The 11,837-nt window shown below is 34.1% G+C and carries 11 protein-coding genes and 1 pseudogene; 9 read left to right on the forward strand and 3 right to left on the reverse strand.

Translation table 11 applies throughout. The features are described 5' to 3' along the window. The 3 genes from Q3907_RS06090 to Q3907_RS06100 all read left to right on the forward strand — a co-directional run. The coding region (locus Q3907_RS06090; protein ID WP_301897658.1) for a DHH family phosphoesterase at window positions 1-1,616 on the forward strand (1,616 nt) is incomplete at its 5' end. Window positions 1,617-1,647: 31 nt separating this feature from the next. Next, window positions 1,648-2,169: an adenine phosphoribosyltransferase gene (locus Q3907_RS06095; RefSeq protein WP_301897659.1), complete on the forward strand. Its 522-nt coding sequence runs from the start codon at window positions 1,648-1,650 to the stop codon at window positions 2,167-2,169. A gap of 33 nt (window positions 2,170-2,202) precedes the next feature. Next, the gene (locus Q3907_RS06100) at window positions 2,203-4,407 is read left to right on the forward strand and encodes a bifunctional (p)ppGpp synthetase/guanosine-3',5'-bis(diphosphate) 3'-pyrophosphohydrolase (RefSeq protein ID WP_295643518.1); all 2,205 of its coding nucleotides are present in this window, start codon (window positions 2,203-2,205) and stop codon (window positions 4,405-4,407) included. A 7-nt stretch (window positions 4,408-4,414) separates the two neighbouring features. Here Q3907_RS06100 and Q3907_RS06105 read toward each other — a convergent pair whose 3' ends face one another. Together Q3907_RS06105 and Q3907_RS06110 are read right to left on the reverse strand one after the other, a co-directional pair. Further along, window positions 4,415-4,957, reverse strand: coding sequence for a YdcF family protein (locus Q3907_RS06105; protein ID WP_301897660.1), 543 nt, complete (start codon window positions 4,955-4,957; stop codon window positions 4,415-4,417). Then, window positions 4,947-5,951, reverse strand: a complete 1,005-nt coding sequence (locus Q3907_RS06110) for a nucleotidyltransferase family protein (RefSeq protein WP_301897661.1) — start codon at window positions 5,949-5,951, stop codon at window positions 4,947-4,949. The genes Q3907_RS06105 and Q3907_RS06110 overlap by 11 nt, the downstream gene beginning before the upstream one ends. Window positions 5,952-6,044: 93 nt before the next feature. Between Q3907_RS06110 and Q3907_RS06115 the strand changes: the two genes are divergently transcribed. The 3 genes from Q3907_RS06115 to Q3907_RS06125 are packed head-to-tail and all read left to right on the forward strand — an operon-like array spanning window position 6,045 to window position 7,617. Then, window positions 6,045-6,554 (forward strand): DUF177 domain-containing protein, encoded by a 510-nt coding sequence (locus Q3907_RS06115; RefSeq protein WP_295561123.1) that lies wholly within the window; start codon window positions 6,045-6,047, stop codon window positions 6,552-6,554. Window positions 6,555-6,565: 11 nt separating this feature from the next. Continuing rightward, complete coding sequence (gene rpmF, locus Q3907_RS06120; RefSeq protein ID WP_003864180.1) at window positions 6,566-6,736, forward strand: 50S ribosomal protein L32; 171 nt, start codon at window positions 6,566-6,568, stop codon at window positions 6,734-6,736. 47 nt (window positions 6,737-6,783) lie between these two features. Continuing rightward, window positions 6,784-7,617 carry an undecaprenyl-diphosphate phosphatase gene (locus Q3907_RS06125; RefSeq protein ID WP_301897662.1) on the forward strand — a complete coding sequence of 278 codons (834 nt, stop codon included), beginning with the start codon at window positions 6,784-6,786 and terminating at the stop codon, window positions 7,615-7,617. A 161-nt stretch (window positions 7,618-7,778) separates the two neighbouring features. Here Q3907_RS06125 and Q3907_RS06130 read toward each other — a convergent pair whose 3' ends face one another. Further along, a complete protein-coding gene (locus Q3907_RS06130; protein ID WP_301897663.1) occupies window positions 7,779-9,524 on the reverse strand; it encodes an IS1634 family transposase in 1,746 nt (581 codons plus the stop codon). Between the two features lie 145 nt (window positions 9,525-9,669). On the opposite strand from Q3907_RS06130, the pseudogene Q3907_RS06135 reads away from it, so the two are divergent. The 3 genes and pseudogenes from Q3907_RS06135 to Q3907_RS06145 form a co-directional block, all read left to right on the forward strand. Next, window positions 9,670-9,807, forward strand: a pseudogene (locus Q3907_RS06135) (undecaprenyl-diphosphate phosphatase); the annotation flags it as partial. A 119-nt stretch (window positions 9,808-9,926) separates the two neighbouring features. Next, the gene (rny, locus tag Q3907_RS06140; RefSeq protein WP_295643504.1) at window positions 9,927-11,480 is read left to right on the forward strand and encodes a ribonuclease Y; all 1,554 of its coding nucleotides are present in this window, start codon (window positions 9,927-9,929) and stop codon (window positions 11,478-11,480) included. A gap of 142 nt (window positions 11,481-11,622) precedes the next feature. Then, window positions 11,623-11,796, forward strand: a complete 174-nt coding sequence (locus Q3907_RS06145) for a 4Fe-4S binding protein (protein ID WP_040466055.1) — start codon at window positions 11,623-11,625, stop codon at window positions 11,794-11,796. Window positions 11,797-11,837 lie beyond the last annotated feature (41 nt).

Genomic DNA, 11,837 nt, shown 5'->3' on the forward strand with positions numbered 1-11,837 from the left:
AAGAACTAGGCTATATAAAAAAAAGCCCACACTCGTTAGAGTGTGTTAGTTCAATTACATGTATGAAACAAATGACAGAATTAACAAAAAAAGTTTTAGAATTTTTGGAGCCAGATTCAACAAAATGGGCTTATTGGACAAATAGACAGACTTTAAATCCAATTTCTGAATCTGAATGTATAGAAAAATTTAAAACACGCATTTTAAATGCTGTTTCAAATTCGGAAAAAGTAATTGTTGCAGGTGACTATGATTGTGATGGCATCAGTGCGACAACTATTATGGTTTCAGGACTTAGAAAATTAGGTCTTGAATGTGGCTTCTATATTCCTGATCGTATCAAAGAAGGGTATGGATTGAGTGAAACAACGGTTAAGTTGGCTTATAAAAAAGGGTACTCTTTGATTGTTACTGTAGATAATGGAATTAAGAGTGCGCAAGCTTTATCTTTGGCCAAAGAGTTAGGCATGGATGTGATTGTTACAGATCATCATACTATGGATGAAGAAGTAAATTGTGATGTAGTGGTACATCCTATGCTTATGGAACCTTGTTTTAAAACATTATGTGGTGCTGGAATCGCCTATGAATGTATGCGTGTGTTAGATGTAGATGATGATTATCTTTTACAGCTTGCTGGCCTTGCAAGTATTTCAGATATGATGGTTGTGAAAGGACAAACGCGTGCTTTGATTCAAAATGGTTTAAATTTGATGAATAAAACACATGAAAAGCATATATTTTCTTTAGCTACTGATCGAGAGTTGAATGAAAAGAGTATTGGATTTCAGGTTGTACCGAAATTAAATGCGATTGGAAGACTCAGCAATCTAGCCAATGCGAACAATGTCGTTCGTTATTTTTTGGCGCATGATGATGAAAGTATTTATTCGTTGGGTCAGCAAATTACTCAAATCAATATGATTCGTAAGCAGATGTCAGATCAGATGCAAAAAACAGCCTTGTTGAAGTGCAAGGCAGATGAAGAGATTTATATCATTGAAGATACTAGCTTTCATGAAGGAATCATTGGTTTGGTTGCGGGAAGTTTGTGTTCCAGATTTAATAAACCTTGTATTGTTTTAGCTAAAAATGAACAGGGATATAAAGCTAGCATGCGTAGTCCAGAAGGATTTAACTGTATGGATTTTCTTGGCCCATATGAGCATTTTGTTGTGTTTGGCGGTCATGAAAATGCAGCAGGTTTTTCATTAAATCTGAATGAGTTTGATATGTTTGAAGATTTTATTCATACACGTATCAAGGAATATACATATAGTGTAAAAACGAAGAAAACATTGATTATCGATGATGAAGAGTTAAGTTTAGAAACGATTCAATCTTTAGACTTGCTAAGACCTTTTGGGCCTGGATTTGATTTTCCTAGTTTTGAAATCGTACATCCTAAAGTTAAGTCGTTATATGATTTTCAAAATCATAAACATCGTAAATATACTTTAGAATCAGGTTTGCAATGTATGCGGTTTAATCAGAGTGATTCTGAATATAAAAAAAGTGTTAATTCAATTTATTCTTTTATAGGTACGGTACAAATCAATCAGTATCAAGGGCGTAAACAGGTGAATTTTGTGATTGATGAGATTGTATATGCGTAGTAAAATGGAATCAATTAGAAAGAGGTTAAGTATGGATTTAAAAGATTATATTGAAAGTATTCCAGGGTTTCCTAAAGAAGGAATTATTTTTAGAGATGTAACACCAATTTTGCAGAATGCGAGTGCAATGCGTTATTGCGTGGATCAATTAAATGAGTTTGTGAAAAGTGTTGGTGCAGATGTAGTGATTGGTCCAGAAGCACGTGGCTTTTTGTTTGGTGTTCCAGTGGCTTTAGAAAACAATGTTGGTTTTGTACCAGTTAGAAAGCCAGGAAAACTTCCTGGAGAAACAGTCAATGAAACGTACGATCTAGAATATGGGCAAGATGAGCTTTGTGTCCATGCGGATGCCATTTTACCAGGACAAAAAGTAGTCATTATCGATGATTTATTAGCTACAGGTGGTACAGTGGAAGCCATTATTAAAATGGTAGAGCGTATGCAGGCTAGTGTTGTAGGTGTGGCTTTTGTGATTGAATTAGATGATTTAAAAGGAAGAGAAAAATTTAAAGATATCCCAGTGTGTGCATTAACACATTTTGAAGGAGAATAAAAAGTTTAGTTTAGGAAAGGGGGCGCAGTGATTATGAGTCAGAAAAAGCAAGTTACTTTTGAAGAGTGCATGGAAAATGTCCAAGCATATATAAAACGCCCAGAAAACATTGAGTTGATTCAAAAGGCATATGATTTTGCCTATGAACATCATAAAGGACAATTCCGTAAAAGTGGAGAGCCCTACGTTGTTCATGTTATTCAAGTAGCCAATACATTAGCTGTGATGCATTGTGGTCCAAAAACTATTGCGGCTGGTCTTTTACATGATACTGTTGAGGATTGTGAAGGGGTAACTACGGATACGATTACAGAACTATTTGGTGAAGAAATCGCAACTTTGGTAGATGCGGTTACTAAGATTGGGGCAATCAAGTTTAAGGACGAAGAAGAATATTTGGCTAGTAATCATCGTAAATTATTTATTGCGATGGCTAAAGATATTCGTGTTATTTTAATTAAACTAGCTGACCGTTTGCATAACATGCGTACTTTGCAGTATATGCGTCCGGAAAAGCAAAAAAAGATTGCGCGTGAAACATTAAGTGTCTATGCACCAATTGCACACCGATTGGGTATTAGTGAAATTAAAAATGAATTGGAAGATTTATCTTTTAAATATTTGGATTATAAAAAATATGAAGAAATCAAAGGTTTAGTGAAACAGCGTGAAAGTGATCGTAATGAACAAGTTCAAGAAATGATTTCGGATATCGAAGCTGTTTTAAAAGAATATAATATTCAATATCGTATTTTTGGTCGTTCAAAACATTTTTATAGTATTTATAAGAAAATGGTGACAAAAAATAAACGATTTGAAGAAATTCTTGATTTATTAGCCATTCGTATTATTACAGATTCAGTTGTGCATTGTTATGAAATATTAGGTTATATCCATGCAAAGTATAGGCCGATTCCAGGCCGTTTTAAAGATTACATTGCGATGCCAAAAGCAAACATGTATCAATCTTTGCATACAACGATCGTAGAACCTGGGCATGGTAATATTTTCGAAATTCAGATTCGTACAGAAGAAATGGATGCAATTGCCGAACGAGGTGTTGCAGCGCATTGGAAGTATAAAGAAAATCGTAATTATGCCCCAGAATACGAACAGAAAGAAATTGAGGATAAACTTTCTTGGTTTAGAGATTTTTCTATGATGACCGATGAAGAGAGTGAAGATCCTCTAGAATATATGAATGTACTTCAAAAAGATATTTTTGAAGCAAATGTTTATTGTTTAACTCCTAGAGGTAAAGTTATTGCGTTACCTTCTGGATCATGTCCGATTGATTTTGCGTATAGAATTCATACAGAGGTTGGAAATAAAACGGTAGGAGCAAAAGTTAATGGAGCAATTGTTCCGTTAAATACGCCTTTAAAAACGGGGGATGTCGTTGACATTTTAACCAACAACAATTCTGTTGGTCCAAGTGCTGACTGGATTAAAATTGTTAAGAGTGGACATGCTCGAAATAAGATTCGTGCTTTCCTTCAAAAACAAGAGCAGCAATCTCGTAAAGACAGTATTAAGCTTGGTCAATCTATGCTCGAGGATGAATTTAGACGTTTAAAATTAGATGTAAAATTGATGGATCAAAAACGTCTAGAATCCATATTAACGTCATTATCATTTAAAACAGTGGATGATTTATATGTTGGTATTGCGATGAAGCGTGTTTCGTTGCAGTCTATCGTAGATCGTTTGGTTAAGAATCGTTCGAATATGCTTGAAGATCAAGAAATCATGAAGATCTACAATAAGCAATCTGCAAATCCTGCGAAACATTCAAGTTGTGGTGTTGTTGTGCCTGGAATTGATACGATTGCGGTATCTTTGGCAAATTGTTGTAGACCTATACCTGGTGATCCGATTATTGGATATATTTCAAAAGGACAAGGCGTAAAAGTACATAGAGCGGATTGTCCTAATATTATAAATGAAAAAAAGCGTTTGATTCCTGTTCAATGGGAAGAGGGGCTTGATGAAAAACAATATGAAGTAAATTTAATTGTTCATAGCGATGACCGAAATTATTTGTTGAGTGATATTGTGACAACATTGCAGCAGTGCAACGTATATTTGAAGCATGTTGATTCAGCTGTAGATGAAGGCAATTTAGAGGCAACAACAAAGCTAACGGTTACAGTTAAAAATGCAGCGCATCTACAAAATTTAATTTCAAATTTAAAAAAAGTACGAAGCGTCAATGAAGTTGTTCGTACAATTCAATAGGAAGGTTTTAGTACCTTCCTAATTTTTTTAGTATTTCAATTTTAATATAAAGGATACGAGAAATAATTTCTCTTGTGATGTGTTTAAATTTTAAATCTTTATACCAGCTACATCCACAATCTCGAAAAAATTGTTTTGCGATAGCACATGCTCTTTTGGCATGTGTCTGTGAAGTTAAAATCAAGACATCCTTATTTTGAATGATTTCTTTTGAAAATTTAAAATTTTCAAAAGTGTTTTTTGCGTTTGTTTCTAGAATGGTTGGAATCATAGTTTTGTTTTGAATGTAATCATTCATAACTTTAGCTTCTATATACTTATTTTTAACGTTAGAACCAGAGATGATCAATGTATCATAAAGATTTTTTTTATACATCTCAATGGCAAGGTTACATCTTTTGATTTGACTTGAAGACATAGTGCCATCATTATGAGATGGACATCCAAGCAATAATGCATAGGTATAGTGTTTCTTTTTTTGGGGGATGAATGGAAAAAAATAGATATAGATCAATACAAGTAAAAGTAAAACAAATAAACTAACGATCATAGTAAATTACCTTTCTAGCTTTGAAAGTATCGAAGCATAAGTATTGACACTTTAATTCAATGTCTTGCAGAAATTTAGGAAGTTCTTTAAATTTTGTGATAACATGTTTACCTTTTAAAAATTCTTGTCCGATGGAATCAAATCCAGATACAATCACTTGGTTAAATTGGTTGTTTTCTTGTATTTGTTCTTTAGTGATTTGAAGTAAAATGAACATACAAGTTCTTTGGATACGAGCTTTTGTATAAGTTTTAGAAATAGATGCCAACAGAAAATCTTCCCACTTCAAATATTTCTTGGCATTTTCTTTTAAGCGATATTCAATACCTTCATTGACTAGAAAATAGGTGGATAAAATATTTGCGTCAGTTAAAATAAAGAATTTTCTAAGATATGGATAGTAAGTGTCCCATGTTTGATTGGGATTGAAGTAGCAATCCTTAAATTGAGCAATGCCTTCAAAGTATTCTTTACGTGTTTGAGTGGCACTTTTGAAAGTATCCTTTCGAGAAATGGATTGTGGAATGATATTATACTTGTCACATTGTTTGATATATTGAATGCCTAAGATGTCATTTGGTTGTATGTCTTTTGAATATAAATTTCGATTCATACTTAATGATGGATCTACTTTTGTCGATTCCATTTGTTTGGCATACTCTCTTAGCGTGTCAATGTTGTTTGTTTCTGAACCAAAGCAGATTTGATCAACATTTAGTTCGTGCAGTGATTCAATGGCATATTTGGCAAAATAATCGGCGCTTTGTGCTGCATAACATGGTGGTAGTTCAATTACAAGGTTGCATCCTGATTCTAATGCTAATTGAGTCTTATCTTCCATGCTTAATAAGCTTGGCAGGCCTCTTTGTGTAAAATGATTAGAAACTATCGCAATTAAACAATCGCACTGTGTTAATTCTTTTGTTTTTTTGATATGATAGATATGTCCTTGATGGAAAGGATTATATTCTGTAATAATTCCACATGTTTTCATAATTATTATGATAACAGAATCTTTTTCTTGTGGAAATATTGACTTTATGAATTACTTTTATTATAATATCAAATGCGACATGAGGTGAAGATCGTGAAATTTAATAGAAAAGACTTCTTAAATGCAAATAACCATATTATTGATATCGATGAATGGATTGCGGTTGAAGAAAACGATCTGCTTCATCATACTTCTGTCAAGTCTATTCCAGATGTACATGTTACGGGTACATTAGAGTTTGACGGAATGAATTTCGTATCGAGTGATTTGAGAATGGACGGGACAATGATTGTTCTAGATTCTATCACAAATGAAGATATTGATTTTCCATTTGAGGCGGAGTCGCAACAAACGTATTCTTTTGCTCCAGTACAGGATGCAGAGGATCAGGAAATTATCGTGGTGAAAAAAGATACAATCGATATTAACCCAGAGATTTTCCAAGCGATATTATATGAGGCTCCAATGAGTATCACTCGTTTACCTCGTGATCAATATCCAAAGGGAGATGGTTGGCAACTTTTATCGGATCAAGATAAAGAAGAGCCAAAAATTGATCCACGATGGGAAAAGTTAAATGATTTCAAACTGGATGATGACTAGGAGGTGCAAGCATGGCAGTTCAACAGAGAAGAAATTCAAAAACACGTAAAGCAAAACGTAGAACACATTACAAATTGGTAAAACCAGCGTTGACTCGTTGTCCAAATTGTGGTGAATATAAACTTGCTCACAAGATGTGCTCTTGTGGCGAATACAACGGCAAACAAATCGTTGAAAAGTAATAATGTAGCCAGGGTATCCTGGCTTTTTCTATAGTATGGAGGATTATATGATTGAGATTTTAAAATCGATATTGTATGGAGTTGTCGAAGGGATTACCGAATGGCTACCAGTGAGTTCAACGGGACATATGATTTTATTAGAAGAAATCATGCCTATGAATGTATCGGATTCATTTTGGAATATGTTTTTAGTGGTTATCCAGTTAGGTGCAATTCTTGCAGTTGTTTTATTGTATTGGAACAAAATATTTCCTTTTAGAAAAAATAAAGAAGGGAAATATATTCCAGTTAAATCCATTTGGATCTTATGGTCAAAAATTTTAGTGGCTACATTGCCTGCTGCAATTATCGGATTATTGTTAGATGATTGGATTGATGAACATCTATATAATGGCTTTGTAGTTGCAGTGATGTTGATTTTAGTGGGTGTTGCATTTATTTATATTGAAAATCGTAATAAGAATATGCGTCCTAGCGTTACTAGTTTAGATGCCATATCTTATAAAGATGCTTTGATTATTGGTTTATTTCAAGTTGTGGCTGCTGTTTTGCCAGGAACATCTAGATCGGGTTCAACGATTATTGGTGGACTAATGATTGGTGTAAGTCGTGCTGTTGTTGCTGAATTTACTTTCTTTTTGGCAATTCCTGTTATGTTTGGGGCAAGTCTTTTAAAATTGATAAAATTCGGTTTCTCTTTTAGTTTGTTAGAATTTTTTATTCTTGCATTTGGGATGATTGTAGCCTTTATCGTATCAATTTTTGTGATTCGTTTCTTGATGTCCTATATTAAAAAACATGATTTCAAAGTATTTGGATGGTATCGTATTGTATTAGGAGTCATAGTTTTGGGATTCTTTGTGGTTCGTACAATTTTATAAGGTGTTTGTTAAGACAAACATCTTTTATTTTAGAATTTGACACAATAGACTTTATACTTATTTTCGTGTATAATATCCTGTCTTTGACAGCCAGAAAAGAAATAAAGTGGTCCAAAGCCCTAGTATAAAGGCTTTGAGCCACTTTTTTGCGTTGTTGCGGATTATAGTATTTTTTTCTTATCTTTTGCTTGATGTATGATGTTTCTCATTTTCTGCTTTTTTGTTATTTGGTAATCTGTTCTGAATCCAAACAATTTATGAAGATCATCTGTAATATCTGTTCTTGTATAGGATGGGATGTATCCATATCCTTCTAATAATGTAAGATTCATCTTTTTCATGGTGTCCACAATTTTGTCTGCTGTATATTTATATTCTAGTTTGTTTTCTAGAATTCGGAAGAATAATAAGGCCATGAAACAAATAAGGAAATGAGCTTTGATCCTATCATTGTCTCTTAAATAAACGGGTCTGGCATCGAAATCTGATTTTAGAATTCTAAAACATTCTTCAATCTGCCATCTTCTTTTGTTGATGGCTATTATATCTTGAACATCGTCATCAAGATTTGTAACGACGGCATAGAATCCATCATACATTGCTTCTTTTTCAATAACTTCTTGGTCGATTCGCCAGATTTCATCTTCAGCTAATTCGCCATTGTCTGTGAAGGACTGTTTTTTAAGAAATCTAGCAGGATCGTTAGGATTTTTACGATTCTTTTTTGGCTTGCCGCTATCTGTGATCATTTTTTGAGCTCTTTGTATTTGATTCTGACGTATAGATGCTTGATATTTTCTGTATTTAGGCGAATAAGTCACAATTAAAGTTTCAGAAAGCTCGTTACTGTCATATGGAATTTCTTTGTAGTAGATAGAATTAAAAACTTCTGGATCTTCTTCGTCTAGGTCATTCAAATCAATGAATTTGTTGGAACCAATCTTTCTGTATTGTGATGTAGATAAAGCTATTTCTCGAACATCTTTTTTTAGCTTTTTAAGAGATTGTGTAATCACGTAAGCTCTTCCGCCTGTTGTGTTCAAAAGACGGTTTTTCTTAGAACCAAGTCCACTATCAGAACAATAAACGAATTGAGAACATTGAAAATCATTGATGACTTTATGTTCATGGTCTTTTAATGTCAGCTGTTCATTTTGGTTCCCAGGAAACAAATCAAATGATAAAGGAAATCCGTCGGCATCCATAAATAGTCCCATACCTACTATTGGATTTGGTCTGTTTTCTTTGTTTTTACCGTACTTGGCATCTCCACGTTCCTGTTCGATTTCGAAATAATAATTTGTACAGTCATAATAAAGAACGCGTGTATTTCTTTTATGGATGTAGTTTGAATTTCTGTAAAGCTCTGCCTGAATATAGTCACTCTCTTCAGCTAGAACAGTTAATGCTCTGTAGATATCGTGTAAATGATAAGTAGGTTGTTCAAGAAGCGAATGACAATACTTAAATGAACTTAACTTACTCGTTGGGTTTAAAAAACGAGCATATATCAGATCGGAAAGAATTGCGTTCAAATCGTATTCGTAATCATGTCTGTTTTTGATGTTTCTGCAGATATTATCCAAATGTAGAGAATAATAAATGCTTTGTAGAAAAAGATAGCCACAATTGAAAGTGTGCTGCTGATCCTTCTTGATTGGAATATTAGGACTAAGAGCGATAGAAACTGATTCATTTTCCTTTTTATATTTTTCAGTTTCTATACGAGCCTGTTCCTTTGCCCAGGCCATGACACCATCTCTGTCTGTATTCAGCTTTTTAGAAAGTTCAGAAAGTTTACCGAGCTTCTTGTAGATTCTTGAGGTGCTTTTTCCTTTTTCGTTGATGAAAGCATAATTGATATAAAAAGATTCATCTGTTTTAGATTTAGTAGTTGTAACACGCATAAATATCACCTAATACAATTATATCACAGAATACGAGGTAATACGATATACAAAAACAAATAATTTGACAAAAAAAGTAAAAGAAAAGCGCTTGTTTAAGCGCTATGTTTAAAATCAGTTGTGAAAAGGGGTGTCAAACTCCCGAGCCTTTATCGTATCAATTTTTGTGATTCGTTTCTTGATGTCCTATATTAAAAAACATGATTTCAAAGTATTTGGATGGTATCGTATTGTATTAGGAGTCATAGTTTTGGGATTCTTTGTGGTTCGTACAATTTTATAAGGTGTTTGTTAAGACAAACATCTTTTATTTTAGAATTTGACACAATAGACTTTATACTTATTTTCGTGTATAATATTTTTGGTTTTACCTAGAACAAAGGACGAAAAGGAGGAAATAGTATGGATGTACTATGGATCGTTTTGTCTGGTGTCGCAGGTCTTGCAATTGGGTCTGGTTGTATGGTCGGACTATCAAAAGCAGGTTTAAATAAGAATCAGCAAAAAGCAGAACAGATTTTAAAAGAAGCTCAAAATGAAGCGGAATCTCGCGTGAAACAAGCTGTGCTAGACGGAAAGACACAAGCTCATGATTTGCGTGTAGAAGCTGAAAAAGAAATTAAAGAACGTAAACAAGAATCAATGGAATTAGAAAACAAGTTATTACGTAGAGAAGATAACTTGAATTTTCGTGATGAAGCGTTAAATCAAAAAGAGCGTCAGATTAATGAAAAGATGAAGAGTGTTGCTGACAAACTGACATCATTAGACGAAAAAGAAAAGAAATTACAAGAAGAAATCGACAAGCAAGTTGTTGTTTTAGAAAATGTTGCCAAAATGTCGAGTCAGGCAGCTAAAGATGAATTATTTGCAATTGTAGAAAAGAAAATGGAACATGAAACAATTGCGTATATCAAAGATAAAGAGGATGAGGCAAAAGCAACGGCTAACGAAAAAGCACAGAATATTATTGCTTTAGCAATCGAACGTATGTCTCAACAAGAAACACAAGAAAAGACAGTTAGTGTTGTATCTTTACCTGGTGAAGAAATGAAAGGTCGTATTATTGGGCGTGAAGGTCGTAACATTCGTTGCTTTGAACAAGCAACTGGTGTTGAATTAAACATTGATGATACACCGGATTTGATTACGATTACATGCTTTAATCCAGTACGTCGTGAAGTTGCTCGCTTGGCTTTGGAACATTTGATTCGTGATGGAAGAATTCAACCTGGACGTATTGAAGATGTTGTTAAAAAATACCAAAGCGAAATCGATCAAGAAATCATGAAGGCTGGAGAAGATGCTATCTTCAAATTGGGTATTGGCCGAATTGACCGTGAAATTGTGAAATTGATTGGTACTTTGAAGTATCGATATTCTTATGGACAGAATGCATTACAGCATTCTATGGAAGTAGCTTATATTGCTGGATGCATGGCTGCTGAACTAGGATTAAATCAACAAATTGCCAAACGTGCTGGTTTGTTACACGATATTGGTAAAGCATTGAATATTGAACAGCAAGATGGTTCTCATGTTGAATTGGGATACAAATTCTGTAAAAAACATGGGGAAAAAGAAATTGTATTAAATGCAATCCATTCTCACCATGGTGATGTAGAACCTAAGTTCTTAACAAGTCATTTGGTTATCGCAGCGGACACGATTAGTGCTGCAAGACCTGGTGCGCGTAAAGAAAGTGCTCAGGCTTATATTAACCGTCTTGAAAACTTAGAGAAGATTGCGAATGGATTTGAAGGCGTTTCAAATGCGTTTGCGATTCAGGCAGGTCGTGAAATTCGTGTTCTAGTTAATCCAGAACATGTTGATGATTTGACTTGTGTAAAATTAGCTCGTGATATTCGTGATAAGATTGAATCTGAATTGACATATCCAGGTCAAATTAAGGTAAATGTTATTCGTGAGACACGTGCCCAGGAATACGCAAAATAAAAATGTCGGGCTTTAGTCCCGACTTCAATTTTTTAGTTTGGTAAATGAATTACGGTAAGCCTGCACTTACTAAACTGTCTTGATTCACTTCTAGGATATAGTATAATTTGAGTATAAATTATTAAACAAGGAGGAAATAACAATGGCAGTAAATATCGATAAAGATGCTTGCATCGGATGTGGTGCTTGTGTAGGAGGATGTCCAGTTGGAGCTCTTTCATTAGATGATGAAGGAAAATCAGTTTGTGACGAAGGAACTTGCATCGACTGCGGTTCATGCGTAGGAACTTGCCCAGTTGGAGCAATCAACCAGTAATTCAAATTTAAAACATTTGCCAAGCTTGATGCTTGGCATTT

The organism is uncultured Holdemanella sp., from assembly GCF_958348295.1.
Classification (GTDB): domain Bacteria; phylum Bacillota_I; class Bacilli_A; order Erysipelotrichales; family Erysipelotrichaceae; genus Holdemanella.